Source organism: Polaromonas sp. CG_9.5, from assembly GCF_035984465.1.
GTDB lineage: Bacteria > Pseudomonadota > Gammaproteobacteria > Burkholderiales > Burkholderiaceae_C > Polaromonas.
Map to the genome: position 1 here is coordinate 209492 of NZ_JAXCHR010000005.1, position 20978 is coordinate 230469.

Sequence of the window (20978 nt, forward strand, 5' to 3'; positions counted from 1 at the left end):
GGGGTTTCCTTAAATTCCGGCCGACTGATAACCCGGATGCCAGCGCAGCCAGTAGCGCTCCAGACCGCGCGCAAACGAATCCGCCAGCTTGCCCAGCAGGGCGTACAGCAAAATCCCGACCAGCACGATGTCGGTCTGCAAGAACTCGCGCGCATTCATCGTCAGGTAGCCGATGCCGGCCTGCGCTGAAATGGTTTCGGCAACAATCAAGATCACCCACATCAGCCCCAGCGAAAACCGCAAGCCCACCAAAATCGACGACATGGCACCCGGCAAAATCACCTCGCGGTAGAGCTGCCAGCGCGACAGGCCATAGCTGCGGCCCATTTCGATCAGCCCCGGATCCACATTGCGGATGCCATGAAAGGTGTTGAGGTAAATCGGAAAAAATACCGACACGGCAATCAAAAACAGCTTGGCCGTCTCGTCGATGCCAAACCACAAAATCACCAGCGGAATCAAGGCCAGCGCTGGAATATTGCGCACCATCTGCAAGGTCGAGTCCAGCAGGGTTTCAAAAAACTTCACCGAGCCGGTCAGCAAGCCCAGCGCCAGCCCCAGGCCGCCGCCAATCGCCAGGCCGCTCAAGGCCCGCCAGGCGCTGACCTTCACATGCGTCCACAACTCGCCCGATACCGTCAGCGCCCAAGCGGCCTTGATCACTTCCGAGGGCGCAGGCAGCACGCGGGTAGACAGCCAGCCCAGCGATGACGCCACCTGCCAGAGCGCAATCAGCCCGACCGGCACCACCCACGGTAAAACACGCTGGCCCACGTCGCGCAAAACAGCGCCGCCTGAAAAGCGCGGCAGCGTCAGGCCAACGCCCCTTGCCCAAAAGCCCAGCCCCGGGGCATCAATCACATCAGGCAGGGGCGTCACCTGGATTTCACGAATTGGAAGGGTCATCATGGTTTCCTCATTTCATCGGTACGCATCAGCTTTGCGACACACGCGGCAGGAAGTTGTTGGCCACCACCTCGCCAAACGGGCCGCTGAGCCCGGTACCGCTCAGTTTTTGGCGCAGCTTGAGCGGCAGCAGCGGGAACACCAGCTCGGCAAAACGGTAGGCTTCTTCCAGATGCGGATAACCCGAGAACACAAAGGTGTCGATGCCGAGCGCCGCATATTCCTGGATGCGGGCCGCCACGGTTTTGGCGTCGCCCACCAGCGCCGTGCCGGCGCCACCGCGCACCAGGCCCACGCCAGCCCACAGGTTGGGGCTGATTTCCAGGTCGGCCCGGCTGCGCTTTTTACCGCCGCCATGCAGCGCCGCCATACGGCGCTGGCCTTCGGAGTCCATGCGCGAAAACGCGGCCTGGGCCCGGATCACCGTGTCGTCGTCGAGCCGGCTGATCAGGCTTTCTGCGGCGCGCCAGGCTTCGTCGTCTGTTTCGCGCACGATGACATGCAGGCGAATACCGAACTTGACGGTGCGGCCCTGCTTGGCGGCACGCTCGCGCACATCGGCCACCTTTTTCGCCACTTCCGCAGGCGGCTCGCCCCAAGTCAGGTAGGCATCGACCTGCTCGGCAGCCAGGTCGTGTGCAGCGGCTGACGAGCCGCCGAAGTACACGGGCGGATAAGGCTTCTGCACTGGCGGGTACAGCAGCCGGGCGCCCTTGACGCTCAGGTGTTTGCCTGCGTAGTCGAAGCTTTCGCCGTCGTGGCTGCGCGCAATGATCTCGCGCCAGATTCGGATGAATTCGGCCGACTGTTCATAGCGCTCGGCATGATTCAGGCTGACACCGCCACCTTCGAGTTCAGCCTGGTCGCCACCTGTGACCAGGTTGATCAGCAGCCGTCCGCCCGACAGCCGGTCAAACGTTGCCGCCATGCGGGCCGCCAGGCTGGGCTGGTGCAGGCCCGGCCGCACAGCGACCAGGAACTTGAGGTTTTTGGTGACCGGCAGCAGGCTGGAAGCCACCACCCACGGGTCTTCACATGAACGGCCGGTAGGAATCAAGACGCCTTCATAACCCAGCGTGTCGGCGGCTACGGCGACCTGCTTGAGGTAATCAAAACTGACTTCGCGGGCGCCTTCGCCGGTGCCAAGGTAGCGGCTGTCGCCATGGGTCGGAATGAACCAGAAAACTTGCATGTGTGTACTCCTTATTGATGCATGCGTTAATTTTGTTGACGTAAAGCCAGACGGGCAGCGTCTGCTTGCCAGACGATGTCGGCCACCCGGACCGGTTTTGGAATTAAGCCCAGCTTGAAAAAAGCGTCGGCCACCTGCTGCTGGTCGGCCACGGTGGCTAGATTCAGCGGATTGACGGGCGATGGCGGTCGGCGCTGGATAAACCGGCTCACAATGCCGGCATCCAGGCCGCTGAAGTCGGCGATCAGCTGGATGGCGTCCTTGCGCCGCGCCTGCGCGAAAGCATCGGCCCGTGTCAGTTCTTCAAGCAATGCCGCCAGCACCGGCCCCTGCTGCGAAGCAAAGGAGCGCGAAGCCAGGTAAAACGAGTTGTTGCTCGACAGCGAACGGCCAGTGACCAGCACACGCGGCTTGATGTCGAGTTCAATCGCGGCATAAAACGGATCCCAGATCGCCCAGGCATCGACGCTTTTGCGCTCGAACGCGGCGCGGGCATCAGCCGGTGCCAAGTAAATCGGCTGGATTTCACGCCAATTCAGACCGGCTTTTTCGACCGCCCGCACCAGGAGGTAATGCGCGCTGGAGCCTTTTTGCAGGGCAATTTTTTGCCCCCTCAGGTCGGGCAGGGTTTTGATCGGCGAGTCGCCCAGCACCAGAATTGCCGAACTGTCGGGCTTGGGCGGTTCAGCGGCCACATACACCAGGTCTTTGCCAGCCGCTTGCGCAAACACCGGTGGCGAGTCGCCAGTCAGGCCAAACTCCAAACTACCGACCGACAGGGCTTCGAGCAACTGCGGGCCAGCCGGAAACTCGGCCCAGGTGATTTTGGTGTTGGGAAAGCGCTTTTCCAGCACGCCTTGTTGTTTCAGGATGACCAGGTTGACAGCGGACTTCTGGTAGCCGATGCGCAGTGGAGGCAAGGGCCTGGCGGCGCTGCTTGAAGCTGGCTGGGCGCTGGCGCGGCCAAGCCCCAGACCCCAGACAGCGGCGCTGGTGCCGGCAATGGCCAGAAAGCGCCGGCGCAACTGAACGGCGGCAAAAGAGTCGAAAAAAGAAGGTGTGACGTTTTTCATGATGGGGTTCGTTGGCACGGCGTTCAGGGGGCTGCTTTGAAGGCGGCGTCGCGCACGGCAATTGCCTTGGGAATCAACTTGAGATCAAAAAAAGTGTCGGCCAGCTTTTGCTGCTCGGCTATCACACTGTCGGGCACGGGCCTGACGTTGAATTGGTAGCGCTGCAGGCTCAGTTCGACTACATCGACCGGCAGGTTTTGCAGCGGCGCAATCAGCGCGGCCGCTTTTTTCAGGTTGGCCTTGAGCCACGCGCCTTGCGCCACCGAGTCGTCGAACAAAGCCTGGATCACTTTCGGATTTTTCGCCACGAAGCCGCGCTCACCCAGGTAATACTGGTAGTTGTTGACCACGCCCTTGCCGTCGGCCAGCACTCTGGCAGCAATCGCTTTTTCAGCGGCAGCCGCAAACGGATCCCAGATCACCCAGGCATCGACATGGCCGCTTTCAAACGCTGCCCGTGCATCGGCTGGCGGCAAATAGACCGGCTGCACATCGCTGGGCTTCAGGCCGTTCTTTTCCATCAGCCTGACAAGCAGGTAATGCACATTGCTGCCCTTGTTCAACGCGATTTTTTTGCCCTTGAGTTCGGCAACGGATTTGATGACCGAGTTCTTGGGCACCAAAATGGCTTCCGCTTCGGGCGCTGCCGGGTCGTAGCCGATGTAGGCAAACCTGGCCCCGGCGGCTTGCGCAAAGATGGGCGGCGCTTCGCCGACGAAGCCGACATCAACCGCGCCCAGGTTCAGGCCTTCGAGCAACTGCGGGCCAGCCGGAAACTCGACCCATTTCACCGTCGCATTGAGCGGTGCCAGGCGTTTTTCCAGCGTACCCTGGTTTTTTTGCAGCACGAACAGACTGGCCGCCTTCTGGTAGCCGATGCGTAGCTCTGTCTTTTCCTGTGCCTGCGCGGCAGGCAACAGGCACAGGCTGACGGCGATTGCCAGCCCCATGACCAGCAGGACGCTGACAAGCAAGTCACGCAGCATGAACGGCGCGGTCGATCTGGTGGTGTGGAAGTCGGGTTGATCAAGCAGGGATGAAGTCATGGTCTTGGGCTCTTGTTGAATGGCGAAAGGTTGAACGGATGCGGGTTGCGCGCAGGCATAGCACTGCCACCCGCTGAAAAAGCAGTCACTCAAAAAAATCAGAAATTCAGGGCATTGGCCAATCAACGGCCTGCGGCGTCAGACGCTACATCGCACCTGTGAAAACGGCACAGCGGCGTATTGAGGCGGCGGGGGCAAGCGAAAGCTCTCGGCCAGCAGCGTGGCAACGGCCTCATCGAGCCGCACTGAAATATCCGCCGCAGGGGCATAAACACCTTCAGGCGAACGCGCAATCTGCACATCGGTGGCATAAACGCCCGGCAAAATGTGGCGCGCTGACAGTGACTGCAACACGGGCCGCAAGGCGTAGTCGAGCGCCAGCATGTGGTGCGGACTGCCGCCAGTAGCCAGCGGCAGCACGGTCTTGTTCTTCAGCGCAGTTTGCGGCAGCAGATCCAGAAACACTTTCAGCACGCCGCTGTAGGCCGCCTTGTAAACCGGCGTGGCGATGACAAGGGCATCGGCCTGCGCGACTTGCGCCAGCGCCTCAATGATGGCGGGATGGCCCCAATCTGCGAGCAGCAGCGCCTCGGCGGGCAGGTCGCGGATATTGAGCCGCACGACGTGCAACCCGGCTCTCAGCGCCAGCCGTTGATGAACCGCGTCGAGCAGCGCAGCTGACCGGGAAGGCGCGGAGGGACTGCCGGCAATCAGCAATACGGTGGGCGACAAAGACATTTCAGGAGGCTTTCTGCGTAAAAAACTGAGGAGCGGTGCGCTTACTTCTGCGTATAGATCTGGTCGAACGAACCACCATCGGCGAAATGCGCCTTGTCCGCCTGCGTCCAGCCGCCAAAACCCTGGTCAATCGTGAACAGTGTGAGTTTGGGGAACTGGCTGGCGTATTTGGCTTTGGCCTTTTCGCCAGTCGGGCGGTAATAGTTGCGCCCGGCAATGTCCTGCCCTTCGTCTGAATACAGGTAGTCAAGGTAAGCGGTCGCGACGGCGCGGGTGCCTTTTTTGTCCACGTTCTTGTCCACCAGAGCCACGGTGGGCTCGGCCAGGATGCTGATCGATGGCACCACCACCTGGAACTTGTCAGCGCCAAATTCTTTCAGCGCCAAAAAGGCTTCGTTTTCCCAGGCCAGCAGCACGTCACCGACGTTGCGCTGCACAAAGGTAATGGTCGAGCCGCGCGCCCCGGTGTCCAGCACTGGCACGTTCTTGTAGAGCTTGCCGACAAATTCCTTGGCTTTGGCGTCGCTGCCACCATTCTTGCGCTTGGCAAATTCCCAGGCCGCCAGGTAGTTCCAGCGCGCACCGCCCGAGGTCTTGGGGTTGGGCGTGATGACGGCCACGCCGGGTTTTGTCAGATCGTCCCAGTCCTTGATGGCTTTCGGGTTGCCCTTGCGCACCAGAAACACGATGGTCGAGGTGTAGGGTGCCGAGTTGTGTTGCAGGCGCTTTTGCCAGTCCTTGGGCACCAGGCCGCCATTTTTGACCAGCGCATCCACATCACCGGCCAGCGCCAGCGTGACCACATCAGCGTCGATGCCGTCAATGACCGAGCGCGCCTGCTTGCCCGAGCCGCCGTGCGACTGCTTGATCGTCACATCCTGGCCGGCCTTGGCCTTCCAGTATCTGGCGAAGGCGGCGTTGTAGTCCACGTACAGCTCGCGGGTCGGGTCGTAGGACACATTGAGCAGCGTGACCGGCGCCGGCTGGGCATGGCTGGTCAACGCCGGGCCGGCCAGAGTCAGGGCGACTGCTGTGTGAATGGAAAGGTTGATAAAGTAACGGCGTGAGCGCATGGGGGTTTCCTGATTTCCAAAAATGCATGTAAATGCGAACAAAATGGATTCTGGAAGCAACCGGCGACTATCAAAACGAATAAAAACGCAGTTCTTTATTCGGAAAACCTCTTTAGACTTTTAAAACACGAAAGAAACGCTTCCTATGGCACGTCTCGTCAATTGCATCAAACTCGGCCGCGAAGCTGAAGGCCTTGATTTCCCGCCGTATCCTGGCCCCCTCGGCAAGCGCATCTGGGAAGAAGTCAGCAAGCCGGCCTGGGCCGACTGGATGAAGCAGCAAACCATGCTGGTCAATGAAAACCGCCTCAACCTGGCCGATGCACGCGCCCGCCAATACCTGGCACGGCAGATGGAAAAGCATTTCTTCGGCGACGGCGCCGATGCGGTGCAAGGTTACGTTCCCCCCAGCGCCTGATCGCAGGAATGCCCGAGCGCGTCGAGTGGCGGGAGGACGGCACGGCAAGCGGCAGCCCCTGCAGCCCGCGCTTTGGCGACCGCCAGCGCAGTGAGCTCGGCGGCCTTGAACAGGCCAAGGCCGTTTTCCTTCAAGGCTGCGGCTTGCCCGAAGCCTGGGCCGGCCAGCCGCAATGGTGCGTGCTGGAAACCGGCTTTGGCCTGGGGCTGAATTTCCTCGTCACCTGGGCCGCATGGAAAGCGGATGCGCAGCGCCCTCGCCTGCTGCATTTCGTCTCGACCGAAGCTTTTCCGGCCAGCGCTGACGATGTCTTGCGCAATGCCCAAACCCATCCCGAACTGATTCCTTTTGCCGAGCAGCTCCAGCACCAGCTTTGGGGACTGTTGCCCGGCTTTCACCGGCTGAGTTTTGAAAACGGCCAGGTGCTTTTGACGCTGTGCATTGGCGACGCCAAAGCGATGCTGCGCGAACACAATTTTGAAGCCGATTCGGTGTATCTGGACGGCTTCAGCCCCGTGCTGAACGCCGATAGCCGAGACGTGCATACCTTCAAGGCCGTCGCCCGGTGCTGCCGGCGCGGCACACGCATTGCCACTTGGAATGTGGAAGGCAGCGTGTGCGATGCGCTGACGCAATGTGGCTTCGTGGTGAAGAAAGTGTCCGGCATCGCGCCCAAGCGCGACAGCTTGCGGGGTGAATACCAGCCGGCATGGGAACCCAGAAAGAAATCAATAACAGAACATCGACCTACGCCAGCTCGCTGCATCGTGATCGGTGCAGGCTTGGCGGGTGCTGCCGTGGCGGCCAGCCTGGCGCGGCGCGGTTGGCAGGTCACGGTACTGGACGCAGCCAGCGCGCCAGCCGCAGGCGCGTCGGGGTTGCCCGCCGGGGTATTGGCGGCTCATGTTTCGCCCGATGACAGCGTGCTGTCGCGCCTGTCGCGCAGCGGTATCCGGGTGATGCTGCAGCAGGCCGAGTCGCTGCTGCAAACCGGCACCGACTGGCAGGCCACCGGCGTGCTGGAGCATTGCATCGAGCATGCCCGCAAACTGCCTGCGACATGGCAAGCCGGGCAAGCGCTGGCCGATGCTGCACACGACTGGACCACGCTGGCCACCGCCGAACAACTCAAACACTGCGGCCTGCCGCTTGACACCCCAGCCTTGTGGCATGTTCGGGCCGGCTGGATCAAACCGGCGCGTCTGGTGCAGGCGTGGCTGGCAACGCCGGGCGTGACATGGCGCGGCCAGTCCGAGGCGTGTCAGCTGCTGCGGCACGCTGGCCAATGGCAGGTGCTCGACGCCGCAGGCCAAATGCTGGCGCAAGCCGAACTGCTGGTGCTGGCGGCCGGCCACGGCAGCAGGGCACTGGCTACATCGGCTGGGCTGTTGAATCCACTGGCGCTGCAGCCCATTCGCGGCCAGGCGTCCTGGGGGCTGCATGCACCGGACACGGCACCCGCCATGCCGGCTTTTCCCGTGAATGGCCACGGCAGTTTGGTGCCCAATGTCCCGTTGGACGCGGGAATGGGTTGGGTTATCGGCTCGACGTTTGAACGCGACAGCCACAGCCGTGACATCCGGCCTGCGGACGAACAGCACAACTTCAGCAAGCTCCAGACGCTGCTGCCCGTTGCGGCGCAGGCTTTGGCCTGCCAGTTTGACCGTCATCAGGTGCAAGGCTGGGCCGGCATCCGCTGCGCCACCCCCAGCCGCCTGCCGTCACTGGGGCCGCTGGAAAATGTGCCCAATGTGTGGGTCAGCAGCGGCATGGGATCGCGCGGATTGAGTTTTGCCGCGCTGTGCGCTGAACTGCTGGCAGCGCGGCTGCATGGCGAGCCGCTGCCGGTGGAGCAGCGACTGGCCGATGCGCTGCTGCCCCAATACGCCAAGCGTCACGCGGACGCCCTGGAAACCTGAAATTCAAGCAAAAAGTGGCGCTTGCGCATAGCGGACGTGCGCAAGCAGCTATTTATTTAATAGCAATTTTACTTCATGGCTTCGGCCGGGCGTCTGGCTTTGACGTAGGCGTCGCTCGGCAAATAGGCTTTGCCGTCGGCATAGCGCCAGTTCACCATCGTGCCTTTGTTGCCGCGCAGATCGAGCTTGCCGACATAGGCGCCCATCGTCGATTGCTGGTCGATGGCCCTGAATTCAGCCGGGCCGAAAGGCGTGCTGAACTTCACCCCGCGCAACGCGGCGACCAGCTTTTCGTTGTCCGTCGAATTGGCTTTCTTGATGCCGGCAAAAATCGCCTGCATGGTCGAATAACCAACCACCGAGCCGACCTTCGGGTATTCCTTGAAACGGCGGTAGTAGTTGGCCGCAAAGCTGGCATGTTCGGTTGAATCAATCTGGTCCCACGGGTAGCCGGTGACGATCCAGCCCTTGGGCGTTTCGTCTTTCAGCACGTCGAGGTATTCGGGTTCGCCCGACAACAAAGACACCACCGGCGTTTTCGGGAAAATGCCGCGCTGGTTGCCTTCGCGCACGAGTTTGGCCAGGTCAGCGCCAAAGGTCACATTGAAAATCGCGTCGGGCTTGCTTTGCATCGTGGCTTGCAGCGTGGTGCCGGCGTCCAGCTTGCCCTGAGCCGGCCACTGCTCGCCGACAAACTCCACATCGGGCCGTTTGGCCTTGAGCAGCTCCTTGAAACTGGCGACGGCGCTCTGGCCGTATTCGTAGTTGGGTGCAATCGTGGCCCAGCGTTTGGCCGGCATTTTGGCCGCTTCCTCGACCAGCATGGCCGCCTGCATATAGGTGCTGGGGCGCACGCGGAAGGTGTAGCGGTTGCCTTTTTCCCAGACCAGCGCGTCGGTCAACGGTTCGCTGGCGATATAGACGCGCTTGTTTTTCTGCGCAAAATCACTAAGAGCCAACCCCACGTTGGACAAAAAGCCCCCAGCCAGCACATCGACATTTTCGCGCGAGGTGAGTTCGATGGCATGGCGCAGCGCTTCTTCGGGCTTGCCAACGTCGTCGCGGGCAATCACTTCGACCTTGCGGCCCAGCAGGCCACCGGTGGCGTTGATTTCTTCCACGGCCAGTTGCCAGCCCTGACGGTAAGGCAGAGTGAACTGCGGAATCGTCGAGTAACTGTTGATTTCACCAATCTTGATGGGCACAGCCGAGGCGGCTTGCGTGGACAGCGCCGTCGCCAGCCACAGACTGCCCAGCAACGCAGATTTTGAAAATTTCAAGATATTTCTCCAAAAGTAAAACAATTCGGCGGTCAAGCTGGTTTGCTTCTACACAACCAACCCGAAAAAAACAGACTTTACCGCGCGCAGCGCGGCTTGCATGGCACGCATGCCGGAAACACGTATTGAGTTGGCTTGAGCGGATACCCGACAGGCCTGCAAACCCGCATGCAGACGGGTGAATATGCTTATTCGCATAAAGGAAGAACAAAACGATAGTTTGAATCCATAAGCAGCGCCATTACATTTTCGGCCTTATGCATGAATTCGCTTTTGTCTTTGCCGGTTTTTTCGTGGGCCTCGTGGTCGGGCTGACCGGCGTGGGCGGCGGCTCGCTCATGACGCCGCTGCTGATCTTCGTGTTTGGCGTCAAGCCACACCTGGCGATTGGCACCGACTTGCTGTTTGCGGCCTTCACCAAGATGGGCGGCACGGTCAGCCTGGCGCGCGCCCGGGTGATTGACTGGCGCATCGTGGGGCAAACCGCGTTGGGCAGCATTCCGGCATCTTTGGTCACGCTGTATTTTCTGCAGCGCCTTGGCCCCGCAGATCCGCATACCCAGTCGATCATGACCACCACCCTGGGTCTGGCACTGCTGCTGACGGCAGCATCGACTTTCTACAAAGTGTGTCGCGGCAAGACGCCGCCGCAGCACATTGCCCCTGAACTACTGGCCCAAGCCACGCACGCGCGCCACTGGGCATTGCCGATATTGTTTGGCGCTGTCATTGGTACGCTGGTGACGCTGACCTCGGTGGGCGCCGGTGCCATCGGTGTGATTGTGCTGATGCTGCTGTACCCCGCCCTGCCCTTGCCGCGCATCGTGGCGGCTGATATTGCCCATGCGGTGCCCCTTACACTCGTGGCCGGCCTGGGCCATGCGTCCATTGGCTCCGTGGACTGGCCTTTGCTGCTCAAGCTGCTGGCCGGCTCGCTGCCCGGCATCTGGCTGGGCACGCAACTGATGCGCAAAACCCCTGACCGTGTCATCCGCTCGCTGCTGTCGATGCTGCTGGCTTACGCCGGCGTGAAACTCATTTCCATCTGATCCGTACATCCCCTTCACCTGATCTTCGATATCCATGTACCAATACACCGAATTTGACCGCCATTTTGTGAAAGCCCGTGCCAGCCAGTTCCGCGACCAGCTCACCCGCTGGCAGGCGGGCACACTGGCCGAAGACGAGTTCAAGCCGCTGCGCCTGCAAAACGGCTGGTATGTGCAGCGCTACGCGCCCATGCTGCGCGTGGCCGTGCCTTATGGCGAACTGGCCAGCCGGCAAATGCGCGTGCTGGCCAAAATTGCCCGCGAATACGACCAGCCCGACGCGGCCCTGATGGCCGACGCGCAGGCCATGCAGGACAAGCTCGGTGCCGTGCCTTTGCGCAACGGCCAGTCGGTGCACACCAAGCTGACCAAAGGCTATGCCCACTTCACTACCCGCACCAACGTGCAATACAACTGGATTCCGCTGAGCGACGCGGCCGACGTGATGGACTTGCTGGCCAGCGTGGACATGCACGGCATCCAGACCAGCGGCAACTGCATACGTAACATCACCAGCGACGCACTGGCCGGCATTGCGCCTGACGAAATCGCTGACCCGCGCCCGTTTGCCGAAATCATGCGCCAGTGGAGCACGCTGCACCCGGAATTCGCCTTTTTGCCGCGCAAGTTCAAGATTGCCCTGAATGGCGCGCTGGAAGACCGCGCCGCCATCGGCTGGTACGACGTCGGCCTGCAACTGCTGCGCAACGACGCCGGCGAGCTGGGCTTCAAGGTGCTGGTCGGCGGCGGCATGGGCCGCACGCCGGTGATTGGCAGCGTGATTCGCGAGTTCCTGCCATGGAACCAGATCATGAATTACATCGAAGCCGTGATTCGCGTTTACAACAGTTACGGCCGGCGCGACAACGTCTGGAAAGCGCGCATCAAGATTCTGGTGAAAGCCGAAGGCCAGCGCTACATCGACCAGGTCGAGGCCGAGTTCAAGCAGATCGTCGAGCAGGACGGCGCGCCGCACCTGATCACGCAAGCCGAATTTGACCGCGTGTCCGCTTGCTTCGTCGCGCCTGTCGTCACGCAGCGCGTGCGCACAGCGGACGAACAAGCCGCCCATGAAGCATTGCGCACGCAAGCACAAGGCAACATCGAATACACCCGCTGGCTGGAACGCAACGTCAGGCCGCACCAGAACCCTGCGCTGCGCGCCGTGTCGCTGTCGTTCAAACGCCTGGGCCAAGCGCCTGGCGACGCCACGGGCGAACAGATGGACATCGCGGCCGATCTGGCCGACCGTTTCAGCGCCAGCGAATTGCGCGTCACGCACGAGCAAAACCTGCTGCTGCCGTGGGTACATGCCGACGACCTGCCCGAGTTGTGGCAAGCAGCGCGCGCAGCCGGCTTGGCCCGCCCCAACATCGGTCTGCTGACCGACATGATCACCTGCCCCGGCGGCGATTTTTGCTCGCTGGCCAATGCCCGCTCGATTCCGATTGCCGAAGCCATCACCGAGCGCTACCAGGACCTGGACGAGCTGCATGACTTGGGCGAGATCGATCTGCACATCAGCGGCTGCATCAACTCCTGTGGTCACCACCACAGCGGCCACATCGGCATTCTGGGCGTCGATAAAGACGGCAAGGAGTGGTACCAAGTGTCGCTGGGCGGCGCTGACGGCACCCTGCTGTCCGGCCCGGCCATGCCCGGCAAGACCGTCGGCCCGTCATTTTCTGCCGCCGAAGTGCCCGAAGTGGTGGAAGCCTTGATTGCAACCTACGTCGCCCAGCGCAATGGCCGCGAAACTTTCATCGACACGCTGCGCCGCACAGGCCCGGATGCTTTCAAACTCGCTGCCAATGCCGCCCGCATGAGCACCCGACGCCCCGAACCCGCCGAAAGCGTTGCCGCCTGAGCGTCTTGTTGACATTCATACCGAACCTCTAAACTGGAGAAACACCATGAAATTGATAGCAGCCAACGACCACACTGTATACGCCAACGACGAAAACAGCATTGAACTGACGAATGACGCCGATCCACGCGACGTGTCGCTGGAAGGCGTGGCGCGTGTGCAGCTGAATTTCCCCAAATTCAGCGATGGCCGCGCATTCAGCCAGGCGTTCTTGCTGCGCCGCCGGCTCGGCTTCAAGGGTGAAATCCGCGCCACCGGCGATGTGCTGGTCGACCAGCTGGCGCAAATGAAGCGCAGCGGTTTTGACGTAGCCGTGCTGCGCGCCGACCAGCCCCTGGACGTGGCACGGCGCGTGCTGGCCGCTTACCCCGGCTACGGCGTGGGCAAGTACCAGGGCGACGCCGTCGATGTTTTGCCGCATTTTGTTGATGCAGCCACTGAACTCGTGGCCGCCTGAGAAAGCCCACATGCGTGCCATTTCCCTTTACGCCAAACCATCGCCCGATTTTGCGCAAAAACGCGCGCGCAGTCTGGCGCTGCTCCAGTCGGCTGCAGCCACCTACTCGCCACTGACGCAAGCGTCCAGCCTGGGCGCTGAAGACATGGTGGTCACGCATCTGATGCATGAAGCCGGCCTGCTGGACAGCGCAAGCACCAGTATTTTTGTGCTCAACACCGGCATGCTGCATCTTGAGACCGTGGCGCTGATTGAACGGATTGAAGCGCGTTACCCGGTCAAGGTCGATGTTTACCGTCCTGTCGAGGCAGCCGCCTCAGCCTTTGTGCAAACCAACGGCCTGGAGGCGATGTACCAAAGCCTGGATCTGCGCAAGCAGTGCTGCCACATCCGCAAGATGGAGCCGCTAGAGCGTGCGCTAGCCGGCAAAAAAGGCTGGCTGACCGGCCTGCGCCGCGAGCAGTCCGCCGCCAGAGCCGAAGTCCACGACGTCGAGCAGCAACCCGAGCGCGCCAAGATCAACCCGCTGGCCGACTGGACGCTGGGCGATGTCTGGCACTGCATTTCGGTCAACGCCATTCCCTACAACCCGCTGCACGATGAGTTCTTCCCCAGCATCGGCTGTGCGCCCTGCACCCGCGCTGTGACGCTGGGCGAGGATTTCCGCTCGGGCCGCTGGTGGTGGGAAAACGAAAGCGCCAAGGAATGCGGCCTGCATGTGGCCGCCGACGGCACCCACGAAGCCCAGGAACCCGCCGCGTTTGAACCGCTTTCCAGCCTCATTCCCCCCAGAGAGACCACCGCATGAACGCCAGAGCCGAACCCCAGTTGCTGAACACGCTGAGCAATTCCCACCTTGACGCGCTGGAAGAAGAAACCATCTTCATCCTGCGCGAAGTTGCCGCAGCTTTCGAGCGCCCGGCGCTGCTGTTCTCGGGCGGCAAGGACTCGCTGGTGATGCTGAAATGTGCTGAAAAAGCCTTTGGCGCTGGCCGCATTCCGTATCCGCTGCTGATGATCGACACCGGCCACAACTTCCCGGAAGTGACGGCTTTTCGTGACATGCGCGCGCAGGAACTCGGCGCGGAGTTGATCGTTCGCCACGTTGAAGATTCGATGCAGCGCGGCACCGTGCGCTTGGCGCACGCGGACGAGCCGCGCAACGCGCACCAATCGGTGACATTGCTAGAAGCGATTGACGAATTCCGCTTTGATGCGCTGATTGGCGGCGCGCGTCGCGACGAAGAAAAAGCGCGGGCCAAGGAGCGCATCTTTTCGCACCGCGACAGCTTCGGCCAGTGGCAACCCAAGGCGCAGCGGCCCGAACTCTGGACGCTGTTCAACACCCGCCTGCAGCCCGGCGAGCATTTCCGCGTCTTTCCGATCAGCAACTGGACCGAACTGGACGTGTGGCAATACATCGAGCGCGAGCACATCGCGCTGCCGTCGCTGTACTACGCGCACACCCGCCAGATTGTCGAGCGCAAGGGCTTGCTGGTGCCGGTATCGGAACTCACCCCGCCGCGCGCTGGTGAAACCGTGCTTGAAAAAACCGTGCGCTTTCGCACTCTGGGCGACATCACCTGCACCTGCCCGGTCGAAAGCCCGGCGGCAACCGCAGCCGAAATTGTGATTGAAACCCTGACCGCCGACGTCAGTGAACGCGGTGCCACACGCATGGACGACAAAACCTCCGAGGCTTCGATGGAAAAGCGCAAGAAAGACGGGTACTTCTGATGACTACTATAGATTTGATAGCTGGAAGCGCATGTGCAGCATGCGCTACAGGCAAAAAATACCTAAAATCCGCGTTGAAATTCATCACTTGCGGCTCGGTCGATGACGGCAAGAGCACGCTGATTGGCCGCCTGCTGGTGGACAGCAAGGCCGTGCTCCAAGATCACCTCGCCGGTGTGCAACGCGCAGGCGTTACCGACCTGGCGCTGCTGACCGATGGCCTCTCCGCCGAGCGCGAGCAAGGCATCACGATTGACGTGGCTTATCGCTACTTCGCCACCGAACAGCGCAAGTTCATCATCGGCGACGCGCCCGGCCACGAGCAGTACACCCGCAACATGGTGACCGCCGCATCAAGTGCCGACGCCGCCGTGGTGCTGGTCGATGCCACCAAGCTCGATTGGAAAAACCCGGCGCTGGAACTCTTGCAGCAAACGCGCCGCCATTCCCTGCTGGTCAACCTGCTGCGCGTGCCGTCCATCGTGTTCGCCGTGAACAAGCTGGACGCGGTGGCAGACGCCACGCTGGCGTTCAACAACATCAGCGCCGCGCTGGCCGCCTTTGCCCAGGCTGCAAAAATCCCGGTTACTGCCACCGTGCCCGTGTCGGCGCTCAAGGGTTTCAACATCGTCGATGGCACGCCCGGCTGGTGCGGCTACGAAGGCCCGTCCCTGCTGGCGCTGCTGGAGCAACTGCCCGCGACGCCCGCCGAGACGGATGAAGCTTTCTCTTTTCCGGTGCAGTGGGTCGAAAAATTCTCGTCTTCGGCCGATACCTCGCAAGGCCGCCGCATTTTCTGGGGCCGCATCGCCACCGGCGGCGTGCAACCCGGCCAGACCGTGACCCTGTTGCCCAGCGGGCAAACCGCCGTGGTGGCGCAGGTGCTGGGCCATACCCGCCAGCCCCAATCCGTCGTGGCTGGCCACAGCGCCGGCATCGTGCTTGACCGCGAAGTCGATGTCTCGCGCGGCGACTGGCTGCTGGCACCCGACACCTTCACGCCATCACGCGAAATTGCCGTCACCATCGCCTGGATGGATGACGAGCCGCTGGTTGCCGGGCGCGTGTACTGGGCGCTGCAAGGCCATCGCTGGGTCAAGGCCAAAGTCAAACGCATCGTGCACAAGCTCGATGTCAACACCCTGGCCGAGGAAGATGCCAGTGAGCTGCCACCGAACGCCATCGGCCATGTCGAGCTGAGCCTGCAGGAACCGCTGGTGACGCTGCCTTACGTGCGTTCACGCATTTTGGGCTCGGTGGTGCTGGTTGATACCGCATCGCACAAAACCTCTGGCGCTGCGCTGGTTTTGTAATTCAATTTTTTTTAACCCTTCAACCCTGCTTTTTAAATCGCTGGACACGCTTCGACGCTTGACGCGACATCTGAGGAATCCGTTGATTTCCACAGGTATGCGTTTGGTCAAGTGAATTTGTCAGCCCTTGCCTTAAAATTCAGGGTTTTCACCGACCCGCCCATAACATCATGACCCACGTCGTTTCCGATCCCTGCATCCGCTGCAAATACACCGATTGCGTGGACGTTTGTCCCGTGGACTGTTTCCGCGAAGGCCCGAACATGCTGGTGATTGATCCGGACGAGTGCATCGACTGCGCCGTGTGCATCCCAGAATGCCCGGTCAACGCCATTTATGCCGAAGAAGACCTGCCCTCCGACCAGCTGCATTTCATCAAGATCAATGCCGACCTGACCAGCGCGCCCGGCTGGAAAAGCATCACCAAGCGCAAGGAAGCCTTGCCTGATGCCGAGGAATGGAAAGACAAGACCAACAAGCTGTCCGAACTGGTGCGCTGACCGGCCTCATGGGCAAACGGGCGCATCCCGTTCGGGTTCTAGCCGCCAGCCATTTAAAAATTCAAGTCAAGAAATCATGGAACCTCAACTGAACCAAGAAGTGATCAACACCGCAGCCCAGCACGACGGCCCCATCGAAACCGATGCGGTCATCGTGGGCGCAGGCCCCGTCGGCCTGTTCCAGGTGTTTGAACTCGGCCTGCTCGAGATCAAGGCGCACATCATCGACTCGCTGGCCTACCCTGGCGGCCAGCCCATCGAGCTTTACCCCGACAAGCCGATCTACGACATTCCGGCGATTCCGGTCTGTACCGGCAAGGAACTGACCGACAACCTGATGAAGCAGATCGAGCCGTTTGGCCCGACCTTTCACCTGGGCCAGGAAGTCAGCGTGGTGGAAAAGCAGGAAGACGGCCGTTTCTTTGTGGAAACATCCAAAGGTACGAAGTTCCTGACCAAGACCATCTTCATCGCTGCTGGCGTCGGCGCTTTCCAGCCCAAGCTGCTGCGAGTTGAGGGCCTTGAACAGTTCGACAACAGCCAGTTGTTTTACCGTGTCAAAAATCCGGCCGACTTTGCCGGAAAAAACCTGGTAATCATCGGTGGCGGCGACTCCGCTCTCGACTGGGCCTTAAACTTTGTCGCCGAAGGCCCGAACAAGGCTGAAAGCGTGATCCTGATCCATCGTCGCGATGGCTTCAAGGCAGCGCCCGCGAACGTTGCCAAGATGAAGGAGCTGTGCGATGCGTATGAGATGCAGTTCCTGATCGGCCAGGTCACCGGCTACGACGAAAAAGACGGCAAGCTGACAGCAGCCAAGGTGACGGGTGCCGATGGCATTACCCGCGTGGTGCCGCTGGATGTGATGCTGGTGTTCTTTGGCCTGTCGCCCAAGCTGGGGCCGATTGCTCTGTGGGGTCTGGACATTGAGCGCAAACAGCTCAAAGTGGACACTGAGAAGTTTTCCACCAACATTCCCGGGATTTTTGCCGTCGGCGACATCAACACCTATCCGGGCAAGAAAAAGCTGATCTTGAGCGGTTTCCATGAATGCGCGCTGGCTGCGTTTGGTGCAGCGCCCATCATTTTCCCGGATAAGAAAATCCATTTACAGTACACCACCACAAGTCCCAAACTGCACAAGGTGCTGGGCGTGGAATCGCCGGTTTTTGACTGACAGGCGTTAACAACTTATCAGCCAGGCCCGCTTCGAGCGGGCTTTTTCACGCGTGTACCTAACTTACGCTTGAAGCTGACTCCAAAAATCTGAAGCCCTTGGCCAGCAGAAATGCCAAGATGGAAACCCTTCTACAATTCGCGTTGTGTTCGCAAGAGCACTTTCGCTGGGGGTGTTGCTGCAATTGGGGGGAGCCAAGCGCAGTGACTGAGAAAGTCCCTTTGAACCTGATTGAGGTAATCCTCGCGCAGGGAAGCATGTTCCAGATGTCTGCCGTTCGGCAAGGCGTCCAGCCAAGCCGCCCTGCCATTGACGAACGGAACTGTTGATGGACTCGACGCCGCTTTCTCCTGTGAGCGCCAATACGGCACTTACGCCATTGCCTGCAAACGAGCGACTTTTTGGATGGCGCGATCATGCGGCGCTCTGGCTGAGCCTGGGCGTCGGCCTGCTGGTCATGCAAATCGGCGCTTACCTGGTGCCGGCACTTGGAACCCAGGCTGCGTTGACGGTTATTCTCTGCGGCTCGATCTTCGGCGCAGGTTTGCTGGCTTGGACTGCCAAGATTGGCTGCGACAGCGGCCTGTCAAGCGCCGGTTTGATGCACGCCACCTACGGCAGCAACTTTGCGCGCTTGCCGGTGTTGCTCAACATCGTGCAGCTGATTGGCTGGACAACTTTTGAGCTGGTTGTCATGCGCGACGGTACGCTGGCCATCGCGCGGCAATCCGGTGGGTTCACAGGAACCTTGTGGCCCCTGTTGGCAACGTTGCTTTGGGGCGCGGTGTTGCTGGCTTTGCTCTCAGGCTCAATGGTCAAACTGGTGCGCAAATTTATTGGCCGCTACGGCTTGCCGCTGGTGATCGCCTCCCTGCTGTGGCTGAGCTGGCAATTTCTTGCCAAAGCCAATGCGCAGGGGTTTGGCGCGTTGTGGCACCGTGCGGGTGATGGCAGCATGAGCACACTGTCGGCGCTGGATCTGGTCATCGCCATGCCGGTGTCGTGGCTGCCGCTGGTCGCAGACTTTGCACGCCATGGCCGCAATGGCAACAGTGCGCTTCGCGGCACATGGCTGGGGTATGGGGTAGCCAATATCTGGTGCTATGCGCTGGGCCTGCTGGTGGCACTCACGACACCGAGTACCGATCTGGTGGCGGCGCTGTTGCTGGCGCAAGGCGGTCTTATTGCGCTCGGTTTGATCCTGATTGATGAGGTTGACAATGCCTATGGCGACCTTTACTCGGGTTCGGTGGCGGGTCACAGCCTGAAACCCGCTTGGAGCATACGCCGCTGGGGCATGCTGCTGGCCGTGCTGTGCACCGCTTTGGCGCTGGTGCTGCCCATGCACAGCCTGGAGCCGTTTTTGTTGATGCTCAGTTCGGTGTTTGTTCCGCTTTACGGCGTCATTCTGGCGCGTCTGGCTGGGCAGCCGAATGTGGTGTCACTGATGACAGAACGCCGTGTGAACACCAGTGCAGTCGTCATCTGGCTGCTGGGGGTGGCCTGTTATCACCTGTGCGCACAACTGGCGCCCCACTGGGGGGCCGCGCTGCCAACGCTGGCGCTTACTTTTGCACTGGCGCTGATTACCCGCAAACGATTCAATCCATCAGCTGTCAGCGCAGCGGCTTAAGCTGCATGGGAAGGGGTGCATGACCGTGATTCAGCGGTCCACCACCGGCGCCAGTTCTCACTTCTTCGCCCGCCTCCAGTGCAGCGCGGACATAGTCACGCGCCGCTTGCACCGCATCCAGCAAAGATGCGCCTGACGCCAAGTGCGCAGCAATGGCAGACGACAGCGTGCAACCGGTGCCATGGGTATTGGTTGTGTGAATGCGCGGGGCACGCATCCAGTGAACCGCACCCTCTTTTGTGAGCAGCAAATCACAAACCAGATCACCGGGCAAATGGCCACCCTTGAGCAAGACGGCGTTAGCGCCCATCGCCAGCATTTCTTGCACGGCGGCTTCCATATCGCTCTCGCTGGTCAAGGGCCGTCCGACCAGCAATGAAGCTTCGTCCAGATTGGGCGTCACCACAAGCGCTCGCGGAAACAGCTCGCGCACCAGAAGCATGATGGCCGGGTTGTCGATCAGCACGGCACCGCTTGTGGCCACCATGACCGGGTCAAGCACTACTTTTTGCAGGGCGTGGCGGTCAATCGCCTCGGCCACTGTCTGCACAATCTCGGGCGCATGCAGCATGCCGATCTTGACGGCGTGGGCACCGATGTCTTCAAGCACCGCATCGATCTGGTCGCGCAGCATCTGCGGCGGAACGCCATGAATTGCACGCACACCCAGCGTATTTTGGGCGGTCAGGGCAGTGATGGCGGTCATGCCATAGCAGCCCAAGGCCGCAAAGGTTTTAAGGTCTGCCTGAATGCCGGCACCACCTCCGCTGTCAGAGCCCGCGATGGACAACACACGCAGGTATTCAAAGGCATGGGCCAGTTCAACAGCGTCTTTGGTCATTTTTCTGTTCCCGTGCTTTCATTTCTTCATCACACAATGCTCTCAGCTTTTCAGCAGCGGCCTGTGGGTCGTCGGCGGCGCAAAGTGCGCTCACGGTCGCCAGACCGTCAGCGCCTGCGTGCAGCACATCGCATGCATTGCCCGCGTGAATGCCGCCAATGACCACCAAGGGCAATCGGGTAAAGGCACGCACTTCGACCAGTCCATCGATACCCCAGGCATTTTTGGTGTCTGTCTTGGGAATACATCGCTGCGTGGCTGCAGCAAGCGCCATCTTCATGCTTTCAACTAAGCACGCATCGAGTGGCCAATATTAAGCACGATCGCTTCAGCAATGCTCACCATATCGCGTATTTCTTCATGAGCATGCGATATCACGGGCGAAGCACCTGCAGCCAGCAGTATATTAGCGTTGATATTCATCACCACCATATTGGCAATGCTATGTACCAAGGGGGCCCTTTGACAAATAGCAATGACATCTGAGCAAATATCGCTGGCAGAAAGATTAGCAATCATTTTTGAAGTTAAAAAATCAAAATTGGATCGTTATAGGAATGCTGGATGCAACCCACACGTTGTGCTGATGATTTCGGCTTAATAAAAATCAAGAATCTTTTCGGAAAAAGAAAAAGCCCGATTAATCGTTAGATTAACCGGGCTAATTTCAGTGCTATAGAGCCTGACGATGACCTACTTTCACACGGGAATCCGCACTATCATCGGCGCGAAGTCGTTTCACTGTCCTGTTCGGGATGG

Annotated in this window: 21 protein-coding genes and 1 riboswitch; of the genes, 11 read left to right on the forward strand and 10 right to left on the reverse strand. The window is 60.5% G+C overall.

The genetic code is table 11. The features are described from left to right. Positions 1 to 9: 9 nt before the first annotated feature. The 6 genes from ssuC to RCH06_RS06020 all read right to left on the reverse strand — a co-directional run bounded on the left by ssuC (position 10) and on the right by RCH06_RS06020 (position 6028). Entirely contained in the window at positions 10 to 906 is an 897-nt protein-coding gene (gene ssuC / locus RCH06_RS05995) for an aliphatic sulfonate ABC transporter permease SsuC (RefSeq protein WP_327080552.1), read from the reverse strand. Between the two features lie 28 nt (positions 907 to 934). After that, complete coding sequence (ssuD, locus tag RCH06_RS06000; RefSeq protein WP_327080525.1) at positions 935 to 2098, reverse strand: FMNH2-dependent alkanesulfonate monooxygenase; 1164 nt, start codon at positions 2096 to 2098, stop codon at positions 935 to 937. A gap of 26 nt (positions 2099 to 2124) precedes the next feature. Continuing rightward, a complete protein-coding gene (locus RCH06_RS06005; RefSeq protein WP_327080526.1) occupies positions 2125 to 3171 on the reverse strand; it encodes a sulfonate ABC transporter substrate-binding protein in 1047 nt (348 codons plus the stop codon). 23 nt (positions 3172 to 3194) lie between these two features. Beyond that, on the reverse strand, positions 3195 to 4217 hold the full coding sequence (locus RCH06_RS06010) for a sulfonate ABC transporter substrate-binding protein (RefSeq protein ID WP_327080527.1): 1023 nt from the start codon (positions 4215 to 4217) through the stop codon (positions 3195 to 3197). A 138-nt stretch (positions 4218 to 4355) separates the two neighbouring features. Further along, complete coding sequence (gene ssuE / locus RCH06_RS06015) at positions 4356 to 4955, reverse strand: NADPH-dependent FMN reductase (RefSeq protein ID WP_327080528.1); 600 nt, start codon at positions 4953 to 4955, stop codon at positions 4356 to 4358. Positions 4956 to 4996: 41 nt separating this feature from the next. Beyond that, complete coding sequence (locus tag RCH06_RS06020) at positions 4997 to 6028, reverse strand: sulfate ABC transporter substrate-binding protein (RefSeq protein ID WP_327080529.1); 1032 nt, start codon at positions 6026 to 6028, stop codon at positions 4997 to 4999. Positions 6029 to 6173: 145 nt separating this feature from the next. On the opposite strand from RCH06_RS06020, the gene RCH06_RS06025 reads away from it, so the two are divergent. Both RCH06_RS06025 and mnmC read left to right on the forward strand, forming a co-directional pair. After that, complete coding sequence (locus tag RCH06_RS06025; protein WP_327080530.1) at positions 6174 to 6446, forward strand: oxidative damage protection protein; 273 nt, start codon at positions 6174 to 6176, stop codon at positions 6444 to 6446. 8 nt (positions 6447 to 6454) lie between these two features. Beyond that, positions 6455 to 8365: an FAD-dependent 5-carboxymethylaminomethyl-2-thiouridine(34) oxidoreductase MnmC gene (mnmC, locus tag RCH06_RS06030; protein ID WP_327080531.1), complete on the forward strand. Its 1911-nt coding sequence runs from the start codon at positions 6455 to 6457 to the stop codon at positions 8363 to 8365. Between the two features lie 68 nt (positions 8366 to 8433). Here the strand turns inward: mnmC and RCH06_RS06035 are convergent, their stop codons facing one another. Then, positions 8434 to 9645: an ABC transporter substrate-binding protein gene (locus tag RCH06_RS06035; RefSeq protein WP_442799604.1), complete on the reverse strand. Its 1212-nt coding sequence runs from the start codon at positions 9643 to 9645 to the stop codon at positions 8434 to 8436. A gap of 257 nt (positions 9646 to 9902) precedes the next feature. On the opposite strand from RCH06_RS06035, the gene RCH06_RS06040 reads away from it, so the two are divergent. From RCH06_RS06040 to RCH06_RS06080, 9 genes are all read left to right on the forward strand, one after another. Further along, the gene (locus RCH06_RS06040; protein WP_327080532.1) at positions 9903 to 10694 is read left to right on the forward strand and encodes a sulfite exporter TauE/SafE family protein; all 792 of its coding nucleotides are present in this window, start codon (positions 9903 to 9905) and stop codon (positions 10692 to 10694) included. A gap of 34 nt (positions 10695 to 10728) precedes the next feature. Continuing rightward, positions 10729 to 12561 carry a nitrite/sulfite reductase gene (locus RCH06_RS06045; protein WP_327080533.1) on the forward strand — a complete coding sequence of 611 codons (1833 nt, stop codon included), beginning with the start codon at positions 10729 to 10731 and terminating at the stop codon, positions 12559 to 12561. Positions 12562 to 12607: 46 nt separating this feature from the next. Next, positions 12608 to 13018, forward strand: coding sequence for a DUF934 domain-containing protein (locus RCH06_RS06050; RefSeq protein WP_327080534.1), 411 nt, complete (start codon positions 12608 to 12610; stop codon positions 13016 to 13018). A 10-nt stretch (positions 13019 to 13028) separates the two neighbouring features. Next, positions 13029 to 13826: a phosphoadenylyl-sulfate reductase gene (locus tag RCH06_RS06055; protein WP_327080535.1), complete on the forward strand. Its 798-nt coding sequence runs from the start codon at positions 13029 to 13031 to the stop codon at positions 13824 to 13826. Then, positions 13823 to 14755 carry a sulfate adenylyltransferase subunit CysD gene (gene cysD / locus RCH06_RS06060; protein WP_327080536.1) on the forward strand — a complete coding sequence of 311 codons (933 nt, stop codon included), beginning with the start codon at positions 13823 to 13825 and terminating at the stop codon, positions 14753 to 14755. Before RCH06_RS06055 ends, cysD begins: the two co-directional genes overlap by 4 nt. Further along, positions 14755 to 16068, forward strand: a complete 1314-nt coding sequence (locus RCH06_RS06065) for a sulfate adenylyltransferase subunit 1 (protein ID WP_327080537.1) — start codon at positions 14755 to 14757, stop codon at positions 16066 to 16068. Before cysD ends, RCH06_RS06065 begins: the two co-directional genes overlap by 1 nt. A gap of 170 nt (positions 16069 to 16238) precedes the next feature. After that, positions 16239 to 16568, forward strand: a complete 330-nt coding sequence (fdxA, locus tag RCH06_RS06070) for a ferredoxin FdxA (protein ID WP_327080538.1) — start codon at positions 16239 to 16241, stop codon at positions 16566 to 16568. A gap of 76 nt (positions 16569 to 16644) precedes the next feature. Beyond that, on the forward strand, positions 16645 to 17745 hold the full coding sequence (locus tag RCH06_RS06075) for an NAD(P)/FAD-dependent oxidoreductase (RefSeq protein ID WP_327080539.1): 1101 nt from the start codon (positions 16645 to 16647) through the stop codon (positions 17743 to 17745). A 158-nt stretch (positions 17746 to 17903) separates the two neighbouring features. Next, positions 17904 to 18016, forward strand: a riboswitch (TPP riboswitch). A gap of 57 nt (positions 18017 to 18073) precedes the next feature. Beyond that, positions 18074 to 19378: a purine-cytosine permease family protein gene (locus RCH06_RS06080; protein ID WP_327080540.1), complete on the forward strand. Its 1305-nt coding sequence runs from the start codon at positions 18074 to 18076 to the stop codon at positions 19376 to 19378. Here the strand turns inward: RCH06_RS06080 and thiD are convergent. From thiD to RCH06_RS06095, 3 genes are read right to left on the reverse strand one after another with little or no spacing between them, the layout of a single operon-like run. Then, positions 19362 to 20219, reverse strand: a complete 858-nt coding sequence (gene thiD, locus RCH06_RS06085; protein ID WP_327080541.1) for a bifunctional hydroxymethylpyrimidine kinase/phosphomethylpyrimidine kinase — start codon at positions 20217 to 20219, stop codon at positions 19362 to 19364. The genes RCH06_RS06080 and thiD overlap by 17 nt on opposite strands. Continuing rightward, positions 20200 to 20499 (reverse strand): thiamine phosphate synthase, encoded by a 300-nt coding sequence (locus tag RCH06_RS06090; RefSeq protein ID WP_327080542.1) that lies wholly within the window; start codon positions 20497 to 20499, stop codon positions 20200 to 20202. The genes thiD and RCH06_RS06090 overlap by 20 nt, the downstream gene beginning before the upstream one ends. 8 nt (positions 20500 to 20507) lie before the next feature. Beyond that, complete coding sequence (locus RCH06_RS06095; protein ID WP_327080543.1) at positions 20508 to 20738, reverse strand: hydroxyethylthiazole kinase; 231 nt, start codon at positions 20736 to 20738, stop codon at positions 20508 to 20510. Positions 20739 to 20978 lie beyond the last annotated feature (240 nt).

Bases quoted from the DNA above. Each gene is read 5' to 3' on its own strand.
- ssuC (WP_327080552.1), bottom strand. From the start codon at position 906: ATGACCCTTCCAATTCGTGAAATCCAGGTGACGCCCCTGCCTGATGTG.
- ssuD (WP_327080525.1), bottom strand. From the start codon at position 2,098: ATGCAAGTTTTCTGGTTCATTCCGACCCATGGCGACAGCCGCTACCTT.
- RCH06_RS06005 (WP_327080526.1), bottom strand. From the start codon at position 3,171: ATGAAAAACGTCACACCTTCTTTTTTCGACTCTTTTGCCGCCGTTCAG.
- RCH06_RS06010 (WP_327080527.1), bottom strand. From the start codon at position 4,217: ATGACTTCATCCCTGCTTGATCAACCCGACTTCCACACCACCAGATCG.
- ssuE (WP_327080528.1), bottom strand. From the start codon at position 4,955: ATGTCTTTGTCGCCCACCGTATTGCTGATTGCCGGCAGTCCCTCCGCG.
- RCH06_RS06020 (WP_327080529.1), bottom strand. From the start codon at position 6,028: ATGCGCTCACGCCGTTACTTTATCAACCTTTCCATTCACACAGCAGTC.
- RCH06_RS06025 (WP_327080530.1), top strand. From the start codon at position 6,174: ATGGCACGTCTCGTCAATTGCATCAAACTCGGCCGCGAAGCTGAAGGC.
- mnmC (WP_327080531.1), top strand. From the start codon at position 6,455: ATGCCCGAGCGCGTCGAGTGGCGGGAGGACGGCACGGCAAGCGGCAGC.
- RCH06_RS06040 (WP_327080532.1), top strand. From the start codon at position 9,903: ATGCATGAATTCGCTTTTGTCTTTGCCGGTTTTTTCGTGGGCCTCGTG.
- RCH06_RS06045 (WP_327080533.1), top strand. From the start codon at position 10,729: ATGTACCAATACACCGAATTTGACCGCCATTTTGTGAAAGCCCGTGCC.
- RCH06_RS06050 (WP_327080534.1), top strand. From the start codon at position 12,608: ATGAAATTGATAGCAGCCAACGACCACACTGTATACGCCAACGACGAA.
- RCH06_RS06055 (WP_327080535.1), top strand. From the start codon at position 13,029: ATGCGTGCCATTTCCCTTTACGCCAAACCATCGCCCGATTTTGCGCAA.
- cysD (WP_327080536.1), top strand. From the start codon at position 13,823: ATGAACGCCAGAGCCGAACCCCAGTTGCTGAACACGCTGAGCAATTCC.
- RCH06_RS06065 (WP_327080537.1), top strand. From the start codon at position 14,755: ATGACTACTATAGATTTGATAGCTGGAAGCGCATGTGCAGCATGCGCT.
- fdxA (WP_327080538.1), top strand. From the start codon at position 16,239: ATGACCCACGTCGTTTCCGATCCCTGCATCCGCTGCAAATACACCGAT.
- RCH06_RS06075 (WP_327080539.1), top strand. From the start codon at position 16,645: ATGGAACCTCAACTGAACCAAGAAGTGATCAACACCGCAGCCCAGCAC.
- RCH06_RS06080 (WP_327080540.1), top strand. From the start codon at position 18,074: ATGGACTCGACGCCGCTTTCTCCTGTGAGCGCCAATACGGCACTTACG.
- thiD (WP_327080541.1), bottom strand. From the start codon at position 20,219: ATGACCAAAGACGCTGTTGAACTGGCCCATGCCTTTGAATACCTGCGT.
- RCH06_RS06090 (WP_327080542.1), bottom strand. From the start codon at position 20,499: ATGAAGATGGCGCTTGCTGCAGCCACGCAGCGATGTATTCCCAAGACA.
- RCH06_RS06095 (WP_327080543.1), bottom strand. From the start codon at position 20,738: ATGATTGCTAATCTTTCTGCCAGCGATATTTGCTCAGATGTCATTGCT.